General features: G+C 66.8%; 18 protein-coding genes, 2 tRNA genes and 1 pseudogene. 5 read left to right on the top strand and 16 right to left on the bottom strand.

The annotated features are described in order from the left end of the window. The 7 genes and pseudogenes from QXH22_RS15810 to QXH22_RS15780 all read right to left on the bottom strand — a co-directional run bounded on the left by QXH22_RS15810 (window position 1) and on the right by QXH22_RS15780 (window position 8,227). Window positions 1-1,947 carry a 2-oxoacid:acceptor oxidoreductase subunit alpha gene (locus QXH22_RS15810; RefSeq protein WP_306244636.1) on the bottom strand — a complete coding sequence of 649 codons (1,947 nt, stop codon included), beginning with the start codon at window positions 1,945-1,947 and terminating at the stop codon, window positions 1-3. A 229-nt stretch (window positions 1,948-2,176) separates the two neighbouring features. Further along, a complete protein-coding gene (locus QXH22_RS15805) occupies window positions 2,177-3,430 on the bottom strand; it encodes an MFS transporter (RefSeq protein WP_306276256.1) in 1,254 nt (417 codons plus the stop codon). A gap of 57 nt (window positions 3,431-3,487) precedes the next feature. After that, window positions 3,488-4,768 (bottom strand): ATP-dependent Clp protease ATP-binding subunit ClpX, encoded by a 1,281-nt coding sequence (gene clpX / locus QXH22_RS15800; RefSeq protein WP_306244639.1) that lies wholly within the window; start codon window positions 4,766-4,768, stop codon window positions 3,488-3,490. 398 nt (window positions 4,769-5,166) lie between these two features. Continuing rightward, the gene (gene clpP2 / locus QXH22_RS15795; RefSeq protein WP_306246350.1) at window positions 5,167-5,802 is read right to left on the bottom strand and encodes an ATP-dependent CLP protease proteolytic subunit ClpP2; all 636 of its coding nucleotides are present in this window, start codon (window positions 5,800-5,802) and stop codon (window positions 5,167-5,169) included. Window positions 5,803-5,807: 5 nt separating this feature from the next. Then, window positions 5,808-6,398: an ATP-dependent Clp protease proteolytic subunit gene (locus QXH22_RS15790; RefSeq protein WP_065137444.1), complete on the bottom strand. Its 591-nt coding sequence runs from the start codon at window positions 6,396-6,398 to the stop codon at window positions 5,808-5,810. A 380-nt stretch (window positions 6,399-6,778) separates the two neighbouring features. After that, window positions 6,779-8,098: pseudogene (gene tig / locus QXH22_RS15785) on the bottom strand (trigger factor); the annotation flags it as partial. 52 nt (window positions 8,099-8,150) lie between these two features. Beyond that, a tRNA-Pro gene (locus tag QXH22_RS15780) sits at window positions 8,151-8,227 on the bottom strand. 142 nt (window positions 8,228-8,369) lie between these two features. Here QXH22_RS15780 and QXH22_RS15775 point away from each other — a divergent pair. Then, a tRNA-Gly gene (locus QXH22_RS15775) sits at window positions 8,370-8,440 on the top strand. A gap of 34 nt (window positions 8,441-8,474) precedes the next feature. Then, the gene (locus tag QXH22_RS15770) at window positions 8,475-9,668 is read left to right on the top strand and encodes a serine hydrolase domain-containing protein (protein WP_306276255.1); all 1,194 of its coding nucleotides are present in this window, start codon (window positions 8,475-8,477) and stop codon (window positions 9,666-9,668) included. Between the two features lie 50 nt (window positions 9,669-9,718). Here the strand turns inward: QXH22_RS15770 and QXH22_RS15765 are convergent, their stop codons facing one another. From QXH22_RS15765 to QXH22_RS15750, 4 genes are all read right to left on the bottom strand, one after another. After that, on the bottom strand, window positions 9,719-10,069 hold the full coding sequence (locus QXH22_RS15765; protein ID WP_306276254.1) for a hypothetical protein: 351 nt from the start codon (window positions 10,067-10,069) through the stop codon (window positions 9,719-9,721). Window positions 10,070-10,228: 159 nt separating this feature from the next. After that, a complete protein-coding gene (locus QXH22_RS15760; protein ID WP_306244643.1) occupies window positions 10,229-11,032 on the bottom strand; it encodes an Fpg/Nei family DNA glycosylase in 804 nt (267 codons plus the stop codon). 6 nt (window positions 11,033-11,038) lie between these two features. Continuing rightward, window positions 11,039-11,518, bottom strand: a complete 480-nt coding sequence (locus QXH22_RS15755; protein WP_306276253.1) for a ribose-5-phosphate isomerase — start codon at window positions 11,516-11,518, stop codon at window positions 11,039-11,041. A gap of 164 nt (window positions 11,519-11,682) precedes the next feature. Further along, window positions 11,683-12,306, bottom strand: coding sequence for an Rv2466c family mycothiol-dependent reductase (locus QXH22_RS15750; protein ID WP_306276252.1), 624 nt, complete (start codon window positions 12,304-12,306; stop codon window positions 11,683-11,685). Between the two features lie 109 nt (window positions 12,307-12,415). On the opposite strand from QXH22_RS15750, the gene pepN reads away from it, so the two are divergent. After that, a complete protein-coding gene (pepN, locus tag QXH22_RS15745) occupies window positions 12,416-14,998 on the top strand; it encodes an aminopeptidase N (RefSeq protein ID WP_306276251.1) in 2,583 nt (860 codons plus the stop codon). On the opposite strand, the gene QXH22_RS15740 is transcribed toward pepN, so the two are convergent. The 4 genes from QXH22_RS15740 to QXH22_RS15725 all read right to left on the bottom strand — a co-directional run bounded on the left by QXH22_RS15740 (window position 14,989) and on the right by QXH22_RS15725 (window position 17,281). Further along, window positions 14,989-15,747, bottom strand: coding sequence for a hypothetical protein (locus tag QXH22_RS15740; protein ID WP_306276250.1), 759 nt, complete (start codon window positions 15,745-15,747; stop codon window positions 14,989-14,991). The genes pepN and QXH22_RS15740 overlap by 10 nt on opposite strands. A 151-nt stretch (window positions 15,748-15,898) precedes the next feature. Then, a complete protein-coding gene (locus QXH22_RS15735; RefSeq protein ID WP_306244651.1) occupies window positions 15,899-16,366 on the bottom strand; it encodes a DUF5130 domain-containing protein in 468 nt (155 codons plus the stop codon). After that, the gene (locus QXH22_RS15730) at window positions 16,353-16,571 is read right to left on the bottom strand and encodes a hypothetical protein (RefSeq protein ID WP_306246354.1); all 219 of its coding nucleotides are present in this window, start codon (window positions 16,569-16,571) and stop codon (window positions 16,353-16,355) included. The genes QXH22_RS15735 and QXH22_RS15730 overlap by 14 nt, the downstream gene beginning before the upstream one ends. A gap of 62 nt (window positions 16,572-16,633) precedes the next feature. Further along, window positions 16,634-17,281 (bottom strand): HNH endonuclease, encoded by a 648-nt coding sequence (locus tag QXH22_RS15725; RefSeq protein ID WP_306244652.1) that lies wholly within the window; start codon window positions 17,279-17,281, stop codon window positions 16,634-16,636. A gap of 131 nt (window positions 17,282-17,412) precedes the next feature. Here QXH22_RS15725 and QXH22_RS15720 point away from each other — a divergent pair, with 131 nt between their 5' ends. Together QXH22_RS15720 and QXH22_RS15715 are read left to right on the top strand one after the other, a co-directional pair. Further along, window positions 17,413-17,808: a globin gene (locus QXH22_RS15720; protein ID WP_306244654.1), complete on the top strand. Its 396-nt coding sequence runs from the start codon at window positions 17,413-17,415 to the stop codon at window positions 17,806-17,808. Next, window positions 17,808-19,370, top strand: a complete 1,563-nt coding sequence (locus QXH22_RS15715) for a glycoside hydrolase family 13 protein (protein ID WP_306276248.1) — start codon at window positions 17,808-17,810, stop codon at window positions 19,368-19,370. The genes QXH22_RS15720 and QXH22_RS15715 overlap by 1 nt, the downstream gene beginning before the upstream one ends. Before the next feature lie 28 nt (window positions 19,371-19,398). Here QXH22_RS15715 and QXH22_RS15710 read toward each other — a convergent pair whose 3' ends face one another. After that, on the bottom strand, window positions 19,399-21,159 hold the full coding sequence (locus tag QXH22_RS15710; RefSeq protein WP_306276247.1) for a PE-PPE domain-containing protein: 1,761 nt from the start codon (window positions 21,157-21,159) through the stop codon (window positions 19,399-19,401). Window positions 21,160-21,399 lie beyond the last annotated feature (240 nt).

The following is a 21,399-nucleotide window of genomic DNA, read 5'->3' as shown; positions in this document are numbered from 1 at the left end:
TCATGCGCTGACCCCTTCTTCGACATGGGCCGCCGACAATCTGGCGATGATGGTCTTGTCCTGCTCGAGCTCGTTCAACCTGCCGGCCAGCGCCGCCCGAATGAATCGTCCTATCTCGTCGGCCAGGAACGAGACACCCTTGACCTTGGTCACCGACTTCACGTCGACCAGGTACTTGGCGCGCAACAACATTGCGAGCTGGCCCATGTTCATCTCCGGGCACACCACTTTGGGATAGCGGTGCAACACATCACCCAGGTTCGCCGGGAACGGGTTCAGGTACCGCAAGTGGGCGTGCGCCACCTTGGTGCCCCTGCGGCGGGCGCGACGACAAGCTTCGCCGATGGGGCCGTAGGAACTCCCCCAGCCGAGCAGCAGCAGTTCGGCGTCACCGGTGGGGTCGTCGACTTCGAGGTCCGGGACGCTGATTCCGTCGATCTTGGCCTTACGGATGCGGACCATCAGGTCGTGGTTGGTGGGGTCGTACGAGATGTCCCCGGAGCCGTTGGCCGCTTCCAGTCCACCGATGCGGTGCTCGAGGCCGGGGGTGCCGGGCACCGCGAACTGGCGGGCGAGGGTGTCGCGGTGCCGGGCGTACGGCTCGAAAGGCTCGCCCGGTTTGGCGAAGATGTGCTTGATCGGCTTGAGCGAGCTCACGTCCGGAATCGCCCACGGCTCGGAGCCGTTGGCGATGGCGCCGTCGGAAAGCACGATCACCGGGGTGTGATACGACACCGCGATCCGAACCGCCTCCAGCGCCGTGTCGAAGCAGTCGGAGGGCGACCGCGGCGCCAGCACCGCCACCGGCGATTCGCCGTTGCGGCCGAACAGCGCCTGCAGCAGGTCGGCCTGCTCGGTCTTGGTGGGCAGACCGGTGGACGGTCCGCCGCGCTGAACATCGATGACGATCAGCGGAAGCTCGGTCATCACCGCCAGACCCATCGCTTCAGACTTCAGCGAGATGCCCGGACCCGAGGTGCTCGTCACACCGAGCGCGCCCCCGTAGGAGGCGCCGATGGCGGCGCAGATGCCGCCGATCTCGTCCTCGGCCTGGAAAGTGATGATGTTGAAGTTCTTGTGCTTGGACAGCTCGTGCAGGATGTCCGACGCCGGGGTGATCGGGTAGCTGCCGAGCACCACCTGCTTGTTGGCGAGATGGCCGGCCGCGACGATGCCGTAGGCCAGTGCGGTATTGCCGGAGATCTGCCGGTATTCGCCGGCCGGCAACGACGCCTTGGAGACCTCGTAGGTGGTACCGAAGGCTTCGGTGGTTTCGCCGTAGTTCCAGCCCGCCTTCAGCGCCAGCACGTTGGCCTCGGCGATGTCGGGCTTGCGGGCGAACTTCTCCCTGATGAACGTCTCGCTCGTCTGGACCGGGCGACCGTACATCCACGACAACAGGCCCAGGGCGAACATGTTCTTGGCCCGCTGGCCGTCCTTCTTCGTAGCGCCGATCGATTCGACGGCCCCAAGGGTCAGCGTCGTCATCGGCACCGCGTGCACGACGTATTCTTCGAGTTCGTCGGACTCCAGGGGATTGGTTACATAGCCCACTTTGGTGAGATTGCGTTTGGTGAACTCGTCGGAATTGGCGATCACCATTCCGCCGCGCGGCAAGTCACCGATGTTGGCTTTCAACGCGGCGGGGTTCATGGCCACCAGGACGTCGGGCCGGTCACCGGCGGTCAGGATGTCGTAGTCGGCGATCTGGATCTGGAATGACGAGACGCCGGGCAGAGTGCCTGCGGGAGCGCGGATCTCGGCCGGATAGTTGGGTTGCGTGGCCAGGTCGTTGCCGAAAAGTGCCGCCTCCGAAGTGAATCGGTCACCGGTCAACTGCATGCCGTCGCCGGAGTCCCCCGCAAATCGGATGACGACGTTTTCGAGTCGCGTCCGACTGGACCCATTCTGAGACTCTTCCCCGGCGCCGTTGCCGTTCGGATTCACGTCTCCGCCTTCCAACTTGGTATCCGGACAGGCACTCCGCTGCAGCTCCAGATTACGCGCGCCGAAGTGCCTTCTCCGCTGTCACGTTTGATGTCACTGGCGGTACCAATTATGACACTTCTCTAAGGGTGTATGACCGTACTCTTAAGCTTGTTACCGGCGAGTATGCAGGTAAAAGCCGATGTCAGGGTGACGGCGGCGACCAGCTGTAACAAAACTGTGGTGTTGGTCACGTTATCGGCGTGGCGGCGTCGGGCCGGGTCTCGGGCACCGTTTGGAGGCCGGTTTCGGGCATCGCGATCAGATAGAGAACAAAGCCCGCACCCGCGATGGCCCCCAGCGACAGGAACGCGGCGTGGTAGCCGGTGGCGACGACGATAGCGCCGGCCACATAGTTCGACACCGCAGCACCGATTCCCATCGCCGCGGTGACGCCGCCGAGGCTGACGTTGAACCGGCCGGTCCCGTGCGTCACGTCCTGGACGACGAGGGGGAAAAGCGCCCCGAAGACCCCGGCCCCCACCCCGTCCAGCAGTTGCACGCCCACCAGCCAGTACGAGTTGTCCGACAACGTGTACAGGAAACCGCGCGCGGTGAGCACGGCGAACCCGGCGAGGAAGAGGGGTTTGCGGCCCCAGGTGTCGGCCTTGGCACCGGTCAGATAGGCGACGGGCACCATCACCAGTTGCGCGGCGACGATGCACACCGCCATCAGCGCGGTTCCCACGTCTTTGTTGTGCAGTGCCAGCAGCTGCCCGACCAGCGGCAGCATCGCCGCGTTGGCGAAGTGGAAGGCCACCACCGCGACCGCGAACGTCACCAGCCTCCGGTTGCGCAGCAACGCGGTCACCGGCTGCACGTGGTGGGGCTGACTGCCCGGCGGGTGGTCCATGCCCCGGGCTACCTCGTGGTCGATCGCATCTCTGGGGATCCACAGGGTCGCCGCCACGCTTCCGGCCGCCATGGCGGCCAGCACCCAGAACACAACCGCCGGGCCGAAGAAATAGGCCAGCCCGCCGGTGACCGCCGCGGCCGCGGCGTTGCCGGCGTGGTTGAACGACTCGTTGCGCCCGACGCGGCGGGCGAAGAACCGCGGCCCCACCACACCGAGCGTGATGGCGGCCAGGGCCGGCGCGAAGATCGAGCCGGCCATGCCGGTGACGACTTGCAGGAACGCGATCGGGTAGAGGCGCGGAAACAGCGGCATGGCCAGCGAGCCGGCGGTGACGACGAGCGCGCCGACGATGATCAGGCCCCGCTTGGCTGTCGTCCGGTCGACCAGAGCCCCGACCGGCGCCTGCGCAACGATGGCGCCGACGCCGCCGACGGCCATCACAAAGCCGATCGATTCCTGATCCCAGTGGTGGGTGATCAGCAGATAAATCGACAGGTAGGGACCCAGTCCGTCACGAACATCGGCGAGCAGAAGATTCAGCAGATCCAGCGAGCGCACCAAGCGCCGCGAAACAGCGTCACCGGGCACGCATGCTAGTTACCCGATTTCGCCGGGCGTCATGCCGGCTTCGCAGAGCGGTAGTTCTCAGGCGCTCTTGTCGCGGCGCTCAGATCGAGACGGCTTGCGCGGAACGATCGTCGGCAGCACGTTGTCCTGCACCGTTTCCTTGGTGACGACCACCTTGGCGACGTCGTCGCGGCTGGGGATGTCGTACATCACCGGCAACAGAACTTCCTCCATGATGGCGCGCAGGCCACGCGCACCGGTGCCGCGGTGGATCGCCTGGTCGGCGATCGCTTCCAGCGCGTCCTCGGCGAACTCCAGCTCCACGCCGTCCATCTCGAACAGCCGGGTGTACTGCTTGACCAGAGCGTTCTTCGGCTCCGACAGGATCTTGACCAGTGATTCCTTGTCGAGGTTGGTGACCGAGGCGACGACCGGGAGGCGTCCGATGAACTCGGGGATCAAGCCGAACTTGATCAGGTCCTCGGGCATCACTTCGGCGAAGTGGTCGGTGGTGTCGATCTCGGCCTTCGAGCGGACCTCGGCGCCGAAGCCCAGGCCCCGCTTGCCGACCCGCTCGTAGATGATCTTCTCCAGGCCAGCGAACGCGCCCGCCACGATGAACAGCACGTTGGTGGTGTCGATCTGGATGAACTCCTGGTGCGGGTGCTTGCGACCGCCCTGCGGGGGGACCGAGGCCTGGGTGCCTTCCAGGATCTTCAGCAGCGCCTGCTGAACGCCCTCACCGGAGACGTCGCGGGTAATCGACGGGTTCTCGCTCTTGCGCGCGATCTTGTCGACCTCGTCGATGTAGATGATGCCGGTCTCGGCGCGCTTGACGTCGTAGTCGGCGGCTTGGATGAGCTTGAGCAGAATGTTCTCGACGTCCTCGCCGACATAACCGGCCTCGGTCAGCGCGGTGGCGTCGGCGATGGCGAACGGCACGTTGAGCATCTTGGCCAGCGTCTGGGCCAGATAGGTCTTGCCGCAGCCCGTCGGGCCGAGCATCAGGATGTTGGATTTGGTCAGCTCGACCGGCTCGTGCCGGGAGTCGCGGCCCTTCTCGCCGGCCTGGATGCGCTTGTAGTGGTTGTAGACGGCGACGGCCAGGGTCCGCTTGGCGGTGTCCTGTCCGATGACGTAACCCTCGAGGAAGTCCCGGATCTCGATGGGCTTGGGCAGCTCATCGAGCTTCACGTCGTCGGCGTCGGCGAGCTCCTCTTCGATGATCTCGTTGCACAGGTCGATGCACTCATCGCAGATGTACACCCCGGGACCCGCAATGAGTTTCTTGACCTGCTTTTGACTCTTTCCGCAGAACGAGCACTTCAGCAAGTCACCGCCGTCTCCAATGCGCGCCATGATGCCTCAGGGCCTACTTCCTGTGTCGCCGTTCGTCTTGCCTGCTGCGTGTATCCCACGACGCTACCCGTTTGTTCCGGCCCGTCGCGACCGATAACGCCGAATAGCTCCCTTGGTATTTGCTGGTACTCACTGCGATGCGTACTTCTCGTGTGAATGCAACATATCCTCCGACGACGTCCGCTACTCGCCGAGACGCGCTTTACGTGTCTCTGGCGTGTCGCGGTCGTTACGCCACCGACGCTGGCGGGTCAGCTGGGCAGCGGCCCCCCAGGCACTTACCCTACCGCGACGCTGACCCGCGAGCAGACGCGAAATCGCCCCGGAACGCGCGTTCCAGGGCGATTTCGCGTCTGCTCGCCAGCGGGAGTGGCCCCCAGCCCGGCGGGCGGGAGCCGTCAGGCGTTCTGCGCGGACAGCTTCCGGTACTCGAGGACAGTGTCGATGATCCCGTACTCCTTAGCGTCCTCGGCGGTGAGGATCTTGTCCCGGTCGGTGTCCTTGCGCACCGTCGCGGCGTCCTTGCCGGTGTGACGAGCCAGCGTCGTCTCCATCAGGGTGCGCATCCGCTCGATCTCGGCGGCCTGGATCTCCAGGTCGGAGAACTGTCCCTGGATGACGCCCGACAGCGACGGCTGGTGGATCAGCACCCGCGCGTTCGGCAGCGCCATGCGCTTGCCCGGGGTGCCGGCGGCCAGCAGGACCGCGGCGGCCGAGGCGGCCTGACCCAGACACACCGTCTGAATGTCGGCCCGCACGTACTGCATGGTGTCGTAGATGGCCATCAGCGAGGTGAAGCCACCACCGGGGGAGTTGATGTACATGGTGATGTCGCGGTCGGGATCCAGCGACTCCAGCACCAGCAACTGGGCCATGATGTCGTTCGCCGACGCGTCGTCAACCTGGACGCCGAGGAAGATGATGCGCTCCTCGAACAGCTTGTTGTACGGGTTCGACTCTTTGACGCCGAAGCTGGAGTGTTCGATGAACGACGGCAGGATGTAGCGCGCCTGCGGCTGGGTGAGCGGGTTCAAAGGGTTCACTGGGCTTCTCCGTTACTGATGTGGGCGGCGCGAGTGATGATGTGGTCGACGAAGCCGTATTCCAGCGCTTCGGGTGCGGTGAACCAGCGGTCACGGTCGGAGTCGGCCTCGATGCGCTCGATCGACTGGCCGGTGAACTCGGCGTTGAGCCGGAACATCTCCTTTTTGATGACGGCGAACTGCTCGGCCTGGATGGCGATGTCGGCCGCGCTGCCCGTCACTCCGCCCAACGGCTGGTGCATCAGGATGCGGGCGTGCGGCAGAGCGTAGCGCTTGCCCTTGGTACCGGCCGCCAACAGGAACTCCCCCATCGACGCGGCCATGCCCATCGCGTAGGTGGCGATGTCGCAGGGCGCCAGGACCATGGTGTCGTAGATGGCCATCCCGGCGCTGATCGATCCACCCGGGGAGTTGATGTAGAGGTTGATGTCTTTGTCGCTGTCCTCGGCGGCGAGCAGCAGAATCTGCGCACACAGCCGGTTGGCGACCTCGTCGTTCACCTCCGACCCCAGGAAGATGATGCGCTCGGAGAGCAAGCGCTCATAGACGGAGTCCGTGAGGTTGAGACCCACCGAGTTCCCACGCATGTCAGTCACGACTGAAGTACCTGCTTTCTCGAATAGCTTGTTGCACCGACACTAACCAACCGGACCCGCCCTTTGACCCCCTGAAACGGGCGCGTTCGCTCACAGCGTCATGCGGTGGGTTCATCGGCCTCGTCGGCGTCGGCTTTCTTGGCTTTCTTGGCCTTCTTCTTCGGCTTGTCCTCGGCTTCGGCGGGGGCTGCTGCGGCGGCTGCTGCGGCGGCTTCCGAGGCGGCGGCAGCTTCGGCCGGAGCCTCGGCTACCGCTTCCGCTGCTACGGGAGCTTCGGTGGCCGGTTCGACCTCGGCCTCGTCGACCTCATCGTGGTCATGATCGTGGTCGTGGTCATGATCGTGGCCGTGGTCGTGGTCGTGGTCCGCGTGCCGCTTGCCGAAGAACTCGCTGGTGTCGATGGCGTTGCCGTCGGTGTCGGTGACGGTGGCCTTCTCGATCACCGCTGCCACGGCCAGGCCGCGCCGGACATCGGCAAACATGGCGGCGAGCTGGTTGTTCTCCTGCAGATAGGCGAACAGCTGCTGCGGCTCGATGCCGTACTGCCGCGACGTCAGCACCAGGCGCTCCGTCAGGTCTTCCTGTCCGACCTGGACGTCCAGCTCGTCGGCGATCGCGTCGAGCAGCAGCTGACGCTTGACGTTGTTCTCGGCGGCCGACCGCGCTTCGGCGTCGAACTCCGCGCGCGAGGATCCCTGCTGTTCGAGCACCTCGTTGAACTTGGACTGGTCCTGGTTCAGACCGCTCATCGCGGCCTGCAGGGTCTCCTCGATCTGGGAGCGCACGATCGCGTCCGGCACCGGGACGTCGACCTGCTCCAGCAGGGTGTCCAGCGCGGCGTTGCGGATCTGGTCGGCCTGCTGAGCGCGCTTGGTGCGGCGCACCTGCTCGCCGAGGCTCTCGCGCAACTCGTCGATGGTGTCGAACTCACTGGCGAGCTGGGCGAACTCGTCGTCGGGTTCGGGCAGTTCCCGTTCCTTGATCGACTTGACCGTGACGGTGACCTCGGCCTCCTGCCCGGCGTGCTCGCCGGTCGCGAGCTTGGCGGTGAACACCTTCGACTCATCGACGGCGAGGCCCACCAGCGCGTCGTCCAGACCCGCGATCAGCCGGCCGGACCCCACCTCGTGCGACAGCCCCTCGGCGGCGGCACCGGGCACGTCTTCACCGTCGACGGTCGCGGAGAGGTCGATCGAGACGAAGTCACCGGTCTGCACCGGCCGGTCCACTCCGGTCAGGGTGCCGAACCGGGCCCGCAACGACTGCAGCTCGGCATCCACCTCGTCATCGCTGACCTCCACCGGGTCGACCGAGACGCTCAGCGCGTCCAGGTCGGGGATCTCCAGCTTGGGGCGGACGTCGACCTCGGCGAAGAACTGCAGTTCCTCGCCGTACTCCTTGTGGGTCACCTGGATGTTCGGCCGACCGATCGGCTGCACGTCGGATTCGGTGAGCGCCTGGCCGTACCGGCTGGGGACGGCGTCCTCGATGACCTGGTCCAGCAGGGCCTCGCGGCCGAATCGCGCCTCGAGCAGGCGGGCCGGCGCCTTGCCGGGCCGGAATCCGGGCAGCCGAACCTGCTTGGCCAGCTCCTTGTAGGCCCGCTGAAAATCGGGTTCAAGCTCGGGGAACGGCACCTCCACGTTGATGCGAACCCTGGTCGGGCTCAACTGCGTCACGGTGCTCTTCACGGCGTGCTCCTCGGTGTGTCGTGTGTGCGTGCGGCGGGTGCGCCGGGTGGTCTGGTCGGGGTGACAGGATTTGAACCTGCGGCCTTCCGCTCCCAAAGCGGATGCGCTACCAAGCTGCGCTACACCCCGCGCTGACCACGCGATCCTACGGCCCGGCAGCGCCGGGCCCGCAGAGACCTCCGGGGACGTGACAGCTCACGGAACGGTCACATGACCGCGTCGATTAGATTTGATCTCCACCACCACGTACAGTCTCGCTCGACTAATACTTGCGGGCGTAGCTCAATGGTAGAGCCCTAGTCTTCCAAACTAGCTACGCGGGTTCGATTCCCGTCGCCCGCTCTGAGCTCAGGCTCTGCTCGACCAGAAAGGCGCCATGAGCGACGTCACAAGCGTCAGCGTTCACGGCTCGTGCGCGTCGGACTTCGCCGGAGTGCGCGACGCGTTCGAGCGGAATTTCGTGCTGCGCGAAGAAGTCGGCGCGGCGGTCGCCGTCTGGGTCGACGGCAATCTCGTCGTCAATCTGTGGGGTGGTCACGCCGACGCCGCCGCGACCCGCCCGTGGCAGGAAGACACCCTGACCACGGTGCTGTCCGGCACCAAGGGCCTGACATCCACCTGCATCCACCAGCTCGCCGACCGGGGCCAGCTGGACCTGGACGCTCCAATCTCGCGGTACTGGCCTGAGTTCGGCCAGGCCGGCAAGGAAGACATCACGCTGGCGATGGTGATGAGCCACCGCTCCGGCGTGATCGGCCCCCGCACCCGGGTGACCACCGAGCAACTCTGCGACTGGGACTACGTTTGCCGGCAACTGGAGGTTGCCGAGCCCTGGTGGGAGCCGGGTACGGCGCAGGGTTATCACATGACCACGTTCGGGTTCATTCTCGGCGAGGTCTTCCGGCGGGTCACCGGACGCACCATCGGCCAGTATCTGCGGACCGAGATCGCGGGACCGATCGGCGCCGAGATCCACATCGGCCTGACCCCGGCCGAACAGCTGCGCTGTGCCGAGCGGGTGAACAAGCCGACCGGCCGTCAGCTGCTGGCCGAACTGCAGGCCCCCAGCGACCCGACCAGCCTGGCCGACCACCCGAAGGCCGGGATGTCGATCTCGATGGGATTCCTGGCCGACGACGACCTGGACACCGAAAACCTCTACCTGTGGCGCCAGCTGGAGTTCCCCGGCACCAATGCCCAGGTGTCGGCCCTGGGGATGGCGACGTTCTACAACGCGCTGGCTCAGGAGAAGTTGCTCAGCCGCGAACACATGGACCGGGTCCGCGTGTGCCAGGGCGGGTTCGAGCCCGACCTGGTGCTGGGTCCGCGGGTGGCCGACCACGGCTGGGGCCTGGGCTACATGCTCAATCAGCGGTGCATCAACGGTCCCAACCCGAGAATGTTCGGCCACGGCGGGCTGGGCGGATCGTTTGCCTTCGTCGACCTGGAGCACCGGATCGGCTACGGCTACGTGTCCAACCGGTTCGATGCCAGCAAGGCCAACGCCGACCCGCGCAGTGTCGCCCTGAGCAATGAGGTGTACCGCGCGCTCGGAGTCACGGTCGACTGAGACGAAAACACACCCTGCCGAACGGCAGGGTGTGTCCTCGTTCTGACGGGTTATCGCGGGCCGCCGGGCCCGCCCGGTCCGCCTTGCCCGGGACCACCCGGTCCCCCAGGTCCACCCTGGCCGGGCCCACCCGGTCCGCCGGGCCCACCCGGTCCGCCGGGTCCACCCGGTCCGCCGGGTCCACCCGGTCCGCCGGGGTTGCCCGGAGCGCCCAGACCCGGACCACCGGGATGCGGATTGGGGCCGGCGCCACGCCAGTTGTCGTGGCAGGCGAAGTTGTCCCAGTTGTCTCCCCAGCCCGGGTCCCAGAAGTCGCCGGGGCACCACTGCGGCTGCGGGCCGGGCTGCGCCTGCGCGCCGGCCGCGACCCCTAGCCCGAACATGCCCAGACCCGCTGTCATCGCCAAAGTTGTTGCAGCTAACCGTAATGAAGTTTTCATGGCACCACGGTTACCCGCCGAACCTGTAGCGAAGCTGAAGATCTCCCCCGCGTCGAAAGTGAATGCCCCGACGGGGTCCTATCGGGCCGCGTCGCGGAATTCACCGTCAGCGTCAGGGCGTCACGTCTGACAGCTCGGGCACCAGAACACATTGCGGCCTTCGAGTACCGCAGTGCGGACGGTTTCGCCGCACACCCGGCACGGGTCGCCCGCACGCCGGTACACGTACGTGCGCGGACGTCCGGGCGCGTACGACGGTGCGCCGTGGTCGTGTTCGGGACGGACGACGACGATCTTGCCGCGGCGCAGCCCGACCTTCATCAACGCCACCAGATCGGTCCAGGCGTCCGCGAACTCCGTTTCGGAGATCTTCTGACCGGGCCGGTACGGGTCGATGTGATGGCGGAACAGCAGCTCGCTGCGGTAGACGTTGCCGACTCCGGCCATCACGCTCTGGTCCATCAGCAGGGCGCCAATCGGCCTGCGCGACTTCGAGATTCGCGTCCACGGCCAGGCCGGGTCGGCGTCGGGCCGCAACGGGTCGGGCCCGAGGCGGGCGATCACCTCGTCGACCTGGCCGACGTCGATGAGCTCGCACACCGTGGCGCCACGAAGATCGGTGCCGTACTCGGCGCCCACCATGCGCATCCGCACCTGGCCCACGGGTTCCGGAACCGGCTCGCCGACGGGCCGTTTCCACTCGGTGAAGGCGCCGTAGAGCCCCAGATGGACATGCACCACCCGGCCGCCGTCGTAGTGATGGAACAGGTGCTTACCCCAGGCGCTGGAACGGCGGAGCACCGCGCCGTCCACCGCCGCGGCATCGGTGAAGCGGCCCTGCGGACTGGACACCGACACCGGTGCGCCGGCGAACCGCTTCTGATGTAACCGGGCCAGCCGGTGCAGCGTGTGGCCTTCGGGCACGGGCTCTCAGTTCTGCGCGCCGGGCACCGGCGGCGCCTGGTGGGTGCGTTCGTACTCGGCGAGGATGTCGATACGACGTTGGTGGCGTTCGGCTTTCGACCACGGCGTGGCCAGGAACGCATCGACGATGGCCAGCGCCTCATCGAGGCTGTGCATCCGGCCGCCGATGCCGATCAGCTGCGCGTTGTTGTGTTCGCGGGCCAGCGACGCGGTCTGGACACTCCAGGCCAAAGCGCACCGCGCGCCCGGCACCTTATTGGCCGCGATCTGTTCGCCGTTGCCCGAACCGCCCAGCACGATGCCCAGGCTGTCCGGGTCGGCGACGGTGCGCTCGGCCGCGGCGATGCAGAACGCCGGGTAGTCGTCCTCGGCGTCGTAGTTGAAGGCGCCGCAGTCGATCGGCTCGTGCCCGGTCTTCTGCAGATGCTCGATGATCTGTTGCTTGAGCTCGAAGCCGGCATGGTCAGCACCCAGGTAGACGCGCATGGGAGGACATTCTGCATCAGCGGGGACCCGGTCCCCGCACTGGCTCGTGCCGAAAGTGAACCGTGCGACGCAACCGCGGCGTGTCGTGTCGCACGGTTCACAGTCGAGCGGCCCGACCACGGCGACCCGCTGCACACGGCTACACCGCGCTTGCGATCGCCGGGCTAGTCGAACCGGGGCGGCTCGGTGCGCGTCCGCTTGAGTTCGAAGAAGTGCGGGTAGGACGCGAACGTCACCGAGGCGTCCCACAGCTTGCCTGCTTCCTCACCGCGCGGAATCTTCGAGATCACCGGCCCGAAGAACGCCACCCCGTTGACGTGGATGGTCGGGGTGCCGACGTCGGGCCCCACGGCATCCATCCCGGCGTGGTGGCTCTTGCGCAGCGCGTCGTCGTACTCCGTGCTGGTGGCCGCCTCGGCGAGCTCGGCGGGCAGGCCGGCGTCGGCCAGCGCAAGCTTGACAACGTCCTCGAGGTCTTTGTTGCCCTCGTTGTGAATCCGGGTGCCCATCGCGGTGTACAGCGGGTCGAGCACCTTGGCGCCGTGGGCCTGCTCGGCGGCGATCGCGACCCGGACCGGCCCCCACGCCTTGGCCATCATCTCCTTGTACTGCTCCGGCAGGTCGTCACGGTTCTCGTTGAGCACCGCAAGGCTCATCACGTGGAAATTCACCTCGATGTCGCGGACCTTCTCCACTTCCAGAATCCAGCGGGAGGTGATCCAGCACCACGGACACAGCGGGTCGAACCAGAAGTCTGCTCGGTTTTTCGAGGGGGCGTTCTCGGACATTGCTGCGGTCCTCTCGTCGACAATCGGGTAACCGCTCAGACACAACCGTAGCTCCGCCGGGACTGTTCCCGCCGCGCTGCTCGCCGCGGCGGCCGATATGTTGGAGCGCGTGGCCCTTCCCAACCTCACCCGGGATCAGGCGGTCGAACGCGCCGCACTGATCACCGTGCACAGTTACCAGATCAACCTCGACGTCACCGACGGGTCGGGCGCGCCGGGCGAACGCACCTTCCGATCCACCACCACCGTGGTGTTCGACGCGCTCGCGGGCGCTGACACGGTCATCGACATCGCCGCGGACCGCATCCACAGCGCCAGCCTGAACGGGCAGGAGCTCGACGTCTCGGGCTACGACGAGTCCACGGGTATCGCGCTGCAGGGACTGGCCGACCGCAACGTCGTCGTGGTCGACGCCGACTGCCGCTACTCCAACACCGGCGAAGGCCTGCACCGCTTCGTCGACCCGGTCGACGACGAGACCTACCTGTACTCGCAGTTCGAAACCGCCGACGCCAAGCGGATGTTCGCGTGCTTCGACCAGCCGGACCTCAAGGCCACCTTCGACCTCACGGTGACGGCCCCGGCGCACTGGAAGGTGGTGTCCAACGGCGCGCCGATCAGCGCCGAAAACGGCGTCCACACCTTCGCCACCACGCCGCGGATGAGCACCTACCTGGTGGCGCTGATCGCCGGCCCGTACGCCGTGTGGAACGACTCCTACAGCGACGAGCACGGCGAGATCCCGCTGGGCATCTACTGCCGCAGTTCGCTGGCGCCGTACATGGACGCCGAGCGGTTGTTCACCGAAACCAAACAGGGATTCGGCTTCTACCACAACAACTTCGGCATGCCGTATGCGTTCGGCAAGTACGACCAGCTGTTCGTCCCCGAATTCAACGCGGGCGCAATGGAAAACGCCGGCGCTGTGACGTTCCTGGAGGACTACGTCTTCCGCAGCAAGGTCACCCGCGCCTCGTACGAGCGGCGCGCCGAGACGGTGCTGCACGAGATGGCGCACATGTGGTTCGGCGACCTGGTCACCATGACATGGTGGGATGACCTGTGGCTCAACGAATCTTTCGCCACCTTCGCCTCGGTGCTGTGCCAGGCCGAATCCACCGAATACACCGAAGCGTGGACGACCTTTGCGACGGTGGAGAAGTCGTGGGCCTACCGGCAGGACCAGATGCCGTCGACGCACCCGATCGCCGCAGACATTCCGGACCTGCACGCGGTCGAGGTCAACTTCGACGGAATCACCTATGCCAAGGGCGCTTCGGTGCTCAAGCAACTGGTCGCCTACGTGGGCCTGGATCATTTCCTGGCCGGCCTGCGGGACTACTTCCGCAGCCACGCATTCGGCAATGCCACCTTCAGCGACCTGATCTCCGCGCTGGAGAAGGCGTCGGGGCGCGACCTGTCGGACTGGGGCCGGCAGTGGCTGAAAACCACCGGGCTCAACACCTTGCGTGCGGATTTCGATGTCGACGGCGACGGGAAGTTCACCCGCTTCGCGGTGACGCAGAGTGGTGCGGCGCCGGGTGCGGGCGAGACGAGGGTGCACCGGGTTGCCGTCGGGATCTACGACGACGATGGTTCCGGCAAGCTGGTCCGGGTCCATCGCGAAGAGCTGGACGTCGACGGCCCGAACACCGATGTGCCTGCGCTGGTTGGTGTTTCGCGCGGCAAGCTGATCCTGGTCAACGACGACGACCTGACGTACTGCTCACTGCGCCTGGACCCGGACTCGCTGCGGACCGTGCTGGAGCGCATCGCTGATATCGCCGAGCCACTGCCCCGTTCGCTGGCATGGTCGGCGGCCTGGGAGATGACGCGTGAGGCCGAACTGCGCGCCCGCGACTTCGTGTCGCTGGTGGAAGGCGGCATTCACGCCGAAACCGCGGTCACGGTGCTGCAGCGGCTGCTGATGCAGGCGCAGACGGCGGTCGGGTCCTACGCCGAGCCGGGCTGGGCCCGTGAACACGGCTGGCCGCAGTTCGCCGACCGGCTGCTGGAGTTGGCGCGCGACGCGGAGTCCGGCTCCGACCACCAACTCGCCTTCGTCAACGCGTTGTGCACGTCGGTGTTGTCACCGCGCCACGTCGAGGTGCTGGCGGCGCTGCTCGACGGCGATCCGGCCGGGCAGGGACTGCCGGGCCTGGACGTCGACACCGACCTGCGCTGGCGCATTGTGATCGCGCTGGCGACCGCCGGCGCGATCGATGCCGACGGGCCGGAGTCGCCGCGCATCGACGCCGAAGCGGAGCAGGACCGCACCGCGGCCGGCCGGCGGCAGGCCGCTCAGGCGAAGGCGGCGCGGCCGCAACTCGAGGTCAAGGAGAACGCCTTCACCACGGTCGTCGAGGACGACACCCTGGCCAATGCGACAGCACGCGCCATCATCGGGGGAATTGGCGCGCCGGGGCAGGGCGAGCTGCTCAAGCCGTTCACCGCGCGCTACTTCGAGGCGATCCCGGGTGTGTGGGAACGACGCTCCAGCGAGGTTGCGCAGTCGGTGGTGATCGGCCTGTACCCCTACTGGGACATCAGCGAAGAGGCCATCGCGGCCGCCGACTCGTTCCTGGCCGATCCCGACGTGCCGCCGTCGCTGCGTCGGCTCGTCCTGGAAGGCCAGGCCGCGGTCAAGCGGTCGCTGCGCGCCCGCACGTTCGACGCCGGCGATCACAGGTAGCCACCGTCGCGCAGGCCGGCCGCCAGCTCCAACCGGTTCGTCTTGCGAAAGACCAACTCGCGCAGCAACTCCCAGCCGTAGGCCCGGAGCATGCCGGCGTAGCCCAGCGCCGCCCACTGTGCGCTGTGCACCTCCTCGTGGTGCAGCAGCCGGTCCAGGTCGAGGGCGCCGCGCGAGCTGACGATGTCGCGCAGCACCTGGGCGGGATCGTCGACGCGGGGGGTGTTCACCAGGAAGATGTCACCCCAGGTGGTGCCACCCCGTTGACTGAACAGCCGCTGAATCCAGTTGCCGCCCAACCCCATCAGGATGCCGTGCGGAGTAGCGGCCAGCCGGCCGCCGTTGCGGTGGACGAACCGGACGTCGCGGTCATAGCTCCAGCCGTTGGCACGCTGGCGGTCCATGATCCGCAACACCTCGGCGGCGGAGTACGGCGTTTCCGCGAAGTCGCCCGCTGCGTAGTCAGTACCCGCGTTGACGACGTAGGCCAGCAGCACCGCCATCCGCGCATCCGATCCGGTGGCATCCCGCGGCAGGAGAAAATACGACTTGCCGTGCCGGTCGGTGATCTCCTCGCATCCCTGCAGGAGATGCAGGGAGCCAACAAGACCGGTGCCCGCGACGCCGACCACGACGTCCGGCTCGACCGACCGGCGCGCGGCATTGTCGAGCCATCTGCTCAGATATCCCGTCGGCGGCGGGCCGGTCAGCAGATCCGCCCGCCGCAGCGCGCGCTCATACGGGGTCACGTCGTGCGCAAACCCCTAGGCGCGCCGAGCGCGGACTCAGGGCGAAAATCGGCGCGAAATTTCGCCGTGGTTTCACGGCCGGCGCATGCACGGCCGGCGCATGCACGGCCGGCGCGCGCATGATGGCCGGCGCGCGGCGCCTCGGCTGCCACTAAGCCGGCGAGATCCCCGCGCTGAGCACCCGGATCGCGCTGACCAGGCCGTCGATCAGGTTGCCCTGCTCGAAAGCGGACGAGGCGGCGGCGACACCGAGCGGAGCCGCCGACTCGGCGCCACGGCCCCGTACCTCCGAGCCGTAGACCACCTCGATGGCGCTCTGGTCGGGCGATACCGCGAGCAGCACCGCGTTGTTGGGCGTCGGCACCCTGGCCAGGATCTCGCGCGCCCGTGCCGCCGTGTCCGCGCCCAGGTCGCCGAGATACACGGCGAACCGCGCCTTGGACGCCCGGGATGCGTACTTCAGCGCATCGTCGACGGCGACCAGGTCGTTGATCGGGAACGGGTAGTGCACCGAGAGCTCACCGGGCTCGGTGACACCGGAAACCCGTCCGCTGGTGGTGAGAACCGACCCGCGGGGCAGGTCCGCCGGGTCAATCGTCGCGACTTCACCATGTGCCACTTGCGCCACCTCCAACTGTGAACTCTGATCCGTGCCCGTGACCGCCGACGGCCTCATCGGTGGCGGCCCACAGGATGGGGTCGTGGGTCCACTTCTGGGACAGGTCGTAGGTCGCGGGGTGCGGGCTCTTGCGGGTCAGGAAGATCAGCCCGAGGACGATCGCCAGCCCGAAAGGGATGCCGATAAAGATGAGGTGAATCTCCATTGCGCTCACGCGCAAACCGTATCCCACGACGGGTTCGACCGGCGAGGTTAGACCCCACTAATTCAGGCCGCGCCCTCGCCCAGGTACCGGGCCCACGACGGGTCGAGCTCCTTGACGGTGGACAGCAGCCGCCAGTGCTGCCCGGTGGGCGGCAGCGGGGTGCGGCGCAGCGACCAGCCCAGCTCGGCCAGCAGCTTGTCCCCCTTGCGGTGGTTGCACGTCGAACAGCACGCGACGCAGTTCTCCCAGGAGTGGTCGCCGCCGCGGCTGCGCGGGACGACGTGGTCGACGGTGTCGGCCTTGGCCCCGCAATAGGCGCAGCAGAAGCGGTCGCGGTGCATCAGCGCGGCCCGGGTCATCGGCACGCGGGCGCGGTAGGGCACCCGGACGAAGGAACGCAGCTGGATCACCGACGGCACCGCGATCGAGCGGGTCGCGGAGTGGATGACGGCCGCGCTCGGGTCGTCGTGCACCACGTCGGCTTTACCGCAGATGACCATCACGATGGCGCGCCGCATCGGCAATGCGGTCAGCGGCTCGTAGGTGGAGTTCAGCAGCAGCACCCGACGGCGGCTCCAGATTGACGCGGTTTCCGAGCGATTGGGGGGATGGGTTTCGATGCTGTGCAGACACGACGTGGTCGCAGGCCCGGTCCCGTTTGCCGCGGCACCGGAACCTCGGTGGCTGCGGCGTTGTTTGCGCTGCGCCATAAATCCTCCGCCGACAGTCCACCACGATTTGCTGCCGATCGCACGCCAATTGTCACAGCCGCGGCGTGTCAATCCGGTGAACACCAGGAGCGATCGCGGGCCCGCCCGGCGGTGGACCACAATGGAGCGCGATGGATGAAACACCTGAATCGTTCTACGACGCCGTCGGCGGCGCCGAGACCTTCGAGGCGATCGTTGCCCGCTTCTACGAGCAGGTCGCCGAGGACGAGATACTGCGGCCCCTGTACCCCGAGGAGGACCTCACCGGCGCCGAGGAGCGGCTGCGGATGTTCCTCGAGCAGTACTGGGGCGGCCCGCGGACGTATTCGGACCGCCGCGGCCATCCCCGGCTGCGGATGCGGCACATGCCTTTCCGGATCACGCCCATCGAGCGGGATGCGTGGCTGCGCTGCATGCACACCGCGGTTGCCTCCGTCGATTCCCAGACCCTGGACGACGAACACCGCCGTCAGTTGCTGCAGTACCTGGAAATGGCCGCCCACTCCCTCGTCAACGCGGCCTTCTGATGGGCGAGGACCTCTGGTGGCAGTCCGCGGTGTTCTATCAGGTCTATCCGCGCTCCTTCGCCGACAGCGACGGCGACGGCGTCGGCGACCTCGACGGTCTGGCCGACCGGCTGGACCATCTCGAGAAGCTCGGCGTGGACGGGATCTGGCTCAACCCGGTCACCGTCTCACCAATGGCCGACCATGGCTATGACGTCGCCGACCCGCGCGACATCGACCCCTTGTTCGGGGGAACCGCGGCTTTCGAGCGGCTGATCACCGCGGCGCATGCGCGGGGCATCAAGGTCACCATGGACGTGGTGCCCAACCACTCCAGCTCCCAACATCCGTGGTTTCAGGACGCCCTGGCCGCGGGCCCGGGCAGCGCTGAGCGCGACCGCTATTACTTTCGCGACGGGCGCGGGCCGGGCGGCACGCTGCCACCCAACAACTGGGAATCGGTGTTCGGCGGCCCGGCGTGGACCCGGGTGACCGAGCCGGACGGCACCCCCGGCCAGTGGTACCTGCACCTGTTCGACACCGAACAGCCCGATCTCAACTGGGACAACCCGGAGATCTTCGACGACTTCGAGAAGACGCTGCGGTTCTGGCTGGAGCGCGGCGTGGACGGATTCCGCATCGACGTCGCGCACGGCATGGCCAAGCCGCCGGGCCTGCCGGATGCGCCCGACGCGAACGTCGAGATCCTGCGCCACACCGATGACGATCCGCGATTCAACCGGCCGCATGTGCACGCGATCCACCGCGACATCCGCGCCGTCATGGACGACTACCCCGCAGCGGTCACCGTCGGCGAGGTGTGGGTGCACGACAACGCGCAGTGGGCTCAGTACGTGCGCGCCGACGAACTGCACCTGGGCTTCAACTTCCGGCTCACCCGCACCGAATTCGATGCCGAGGAGATCCGCGTGGCCATCCAGAACTCGCTGGAGGCCGCGGCATTGGAGAACGCGACCCCGACCTGGACCCTGTCCAATCACGACGTGGGCCGCGAGGTCACCCGCTACGGCGGCGGTGAGACCGGGCTGCGCCGGGCGAAGGCGATGCTGATGCTGATGCTCGCGCTGCCCGGTGCGGTGTTCCTCTACAACGGTGAAGAGCTGGGCCTGCCCGACGTGGATCTGCCCGACGAGGTGCTGCAGGACCCGACGTGGGAGCGCTCCGGCCACACCGAGCGCGGCCGCGACCGGTGCCGGGTTCCACTGCCCTGGTCGGGCGAGGCTCCCCCGTTCGGCTTCTCCAGCAACCCCGACACCTGGTTGCCGATGCCGGCGGACTGGGCGGCGCTGACGGTGGAGAAGCAAGCCGCCGACCCCGCCTCGACGTTGTCCTTCTTCCGAACTGCACTCGAATTACGCAGGAGCCGTGTGGAATTCGATGGCGACGAGCTCGACTGGTTGCCCAGTCCGCAGGGCACGGTGCAGTTCCGGCGTGGCAGCTTGGTGTGCTTTCTGAACGCCACCGATCGTCCGGTGACGATGCCGGCCGGTGAGCTGATCCTGTCCAGTGCGCGGCCGGACGATGGCCTGCTACCCCCGGACACGGCAGTCTGGCTGCGCTGAGCTGCCGGTGGCCGCCTGCGGTGCGCAGTCACGGCAGGGGGTGCGGCGTCCCGAACAGAATCGTATCGAGGGCATAAACGACGACGATGGCTTGGAAGCCGGCGGCGAGTGTGACGAGTCCTACGTCGGCAGCGATCGGCTTGCCGATCGCATTGAGCAGGCCCTCGATCGGTTGCCCGTCGATAACCTGCATCATCCCGTCCAGGAACAGACTCGCGTTGTAGCTCGGCAGGGTGAACGCGATCTCGCTGGCGAGATCTGCCGTAGGCAGCAATGTGGCGTACGCCGTCGAATAAGCCTTGACGAACCCGCCGCTCACCGAGGTGTTCGCCGACTGGAGCGCCAAGATCGTGTCCCTGGCCACCGAGACCGGCGACACCGCGGTCAGAGATGGTGGGTTGCTCAATAAAGACGAGTTGGAGTGGAGGGTGTTCGCGATGTCCGCAAAGTTCGGCATCGGAGGAGGCCCTTGGGCCTGAAGAGCGTTGGCGGCATTGACAATTCCCTGTTGGGTGCCCACGGCCAGGTGGTCCAGCACCGTCAGCGGGCTCACCGGGGGGAACAATCCGAACGGCGTCGGCACATTGGCCGGGCCGGTGTCATATCCGTACGCCGGGTCGCCATAGCCGAGGTTTACCAACACCCGAAGGTTGGGCTCGAGCAGTTCGGCAAGCGGGTTACCCACATAGGGGATGAAGCGCACCGGTTCCAGCAGCGGCAGATGCTTAGTCGGAATCATGTAGTAGGTGCTCTGGGTGGGACCTTCGGTCGGCAGTTGAATCGCCGAGTCGATCTGCGCCTGCGTCAGGTGTTGGTAGTCGCCGTGGACAAACGGGATGCCCATCACTGCGTTGAGACTGGCCAGCAAGTTGATCGGATACCGCGGGAAGTCGGCGAAACCGTCGTACTCAAGCGTGTAGTTCACGGTCGGGAAGGCGTTGTCCGGTGTGGCGCCGTAGAACGTGAAACCCAGGCTGGGCAAGGTAAGCCCGGCGAAGCGGGCGGCGACACCGCCGTTGGGATTCATCGGGTTACCCAGCAACACGAAATTGACCTGCGCGTTGGTAACCCCTTCGGCGAGCAGGCGCGGCATCACGACCGACGAGAGCACGGCGCTCTGCGAGTACCCCAGCACGGCGATCGAGCTATCCGGGGGAAGTGCCGCGAGCTGCTGCACGATCGCGTCGGTGAGGATGGTCGAGCCCCGGGCGATCGAGATGTCCAGGGTCAGATCCTTGATACCGGTAAACGGATACAACCCGTTCGGGGTCGAGACACCTTGCGGCACGGTTGCCGACGGGAAATGCGGCGCAACGTATTTGGAGTAGACGTCCTGTATGTACTGCGCTGACGGCGTCGGCACACCGCTCTCGCTGAGGATCAACGCCGCGTCCACGGGTACCGGCGGCGGCGCAGCCAGCAGTGCCTGGGTCGTTGCCGTCGCGTTCCCGGGAAGTGGCGCCAGCAGTGTCTCTGCTGACTGGGTAAGTGCCGCCAACGACGCCGCGGCAGCCGCCTCGGCCCGGCTGTACGAGTCGGAGGCCGCTTTCAGCGCCTGCGCGAAGGCGTCGTGGAATGCCGCCGCGTTCTGACTCAGGGCCCGGTAGCCGCTGGCGTACGTGCTGAAGAATTCGGCGATTGCCGCCGACACTTCGTCTGCGGCAGCCACCGCCACACCGGCCGTCGGACCCAGCGCAGCCAGTTCGGCCTGATTGAGCGCCGCGCGTATCTCGGCGATGTCTACGGCCGCGGCGGTCATCACGTGGGGGCTCGCCAGCACACTCGTCATCGCCGTTCCTTTTCCCGATCGTTGCCTCGCCGGCTCAGCGGCCGTGCCGCACTCGACGCGTCGGCCGTGCCCGGGGGCCGCACAGCCACGGCAAAGTCACGACGCAAAACCACACCCGCTGCGAACACAGGCTGATCCTACGATCCGGGGTAGCGGTCGCCCGACGAAATATTCGAGCAGATTCCCTGAACCCCACGGCGCTGTCGCTGTTGACACGCAAACGTCTCTCCTGCGCCGAAA

This window comes from Mycobacterium sp. TY814 (assembly GCF_030755175.1).
GTDB lineage: Bacteria > Actinomycetota > Actinomycetes > Mycobacteriales > Mycobacteriaceae > Mycobacterium.
This window is presented reverse-complemented; position numbering and strand designations above follow the sequence as displayed.

Bases quoted from the DNA above. Each gene is read 5' to 3' on its own strand.
- clpX (WP_306244639.1), bottom strand. From the start codon at position 4,768: ATGGCGCGCATTGGAGACGGCGGTGACTTGCTGAAGTGCTCGTTCTGC.
- QXH22_RS15790 (WP_065137444.1), bottom strand. From the start codon at position 6,398: ATGCGTGGGAACTCGGTGGGTCTCAACCTCACGGACTCCGTCTATGAG.
- QXH22_RS15770 (WP_306276255.1), top strand. From the start codon at position 8,475: ATGAGCGACGTCACAAGCGTCAGCGTTCACGGCTCGTGCGCGTCGGAC.
- QXH22_RS15765 (WP_306276254.1), bottom strand. From the start codon at position 10,069: ATGACAGCGGGTCTGGGCATGTTCGGGCTAGGGGTCGCGGCCGGCGCG.
- QXH22_RS15755 (WP_306276253.1), bottom strand. From the start codon at position 11,518: ATGCGCGTCTACCTGGGTGCTGACCATGCCGGCTTCGAGCTCAAGCAA.
- QXH22_RS15750 (WP_306276252.1), bottom strand. From the start codon at position 12,306: ATGTCCGAGAACGCCCCCTCGAAAAACCGAGCAGACTTCTGGTTCGAC.
- QXH22_RS15730 (WP_306246354.1), bottom strand. From the start codon at position 16,571: ATGGAGATTCACCTCATCTTTATCGGCATCCCTTTCGGGCTGGCGATC.
- QXH22_RS15725 (WP_306244652.1), bottom strand. From the start codon at position 17,281: ATGGCGCAGCGCAAACAACGCCGCAGCCACCGAGGTTCCGGTGCCGCG.
- QXH22_RS15720 (WP_306244654.1), top strand. From the start codon at position 17,413: ATGGATGAAACACCTGAATCGTTCTACGACGCCGTCGGCGGCGCCGAG.
- QXH22_RS15715 (WP_306276248.1), top strand. From the start codon at position 17,808: ATGGGCGAGGACCTCTGGTGGCAGTCCGCGGTGTTCTATCAGGTCTAT.
- QXH22_RS15710 (WP_306276247.1), bottom strand. From the start codon at position 21,159: ATGACGAGTGTGCTGGCGAGCCCCCACGTGATGACCGCCGCGGCCGTA.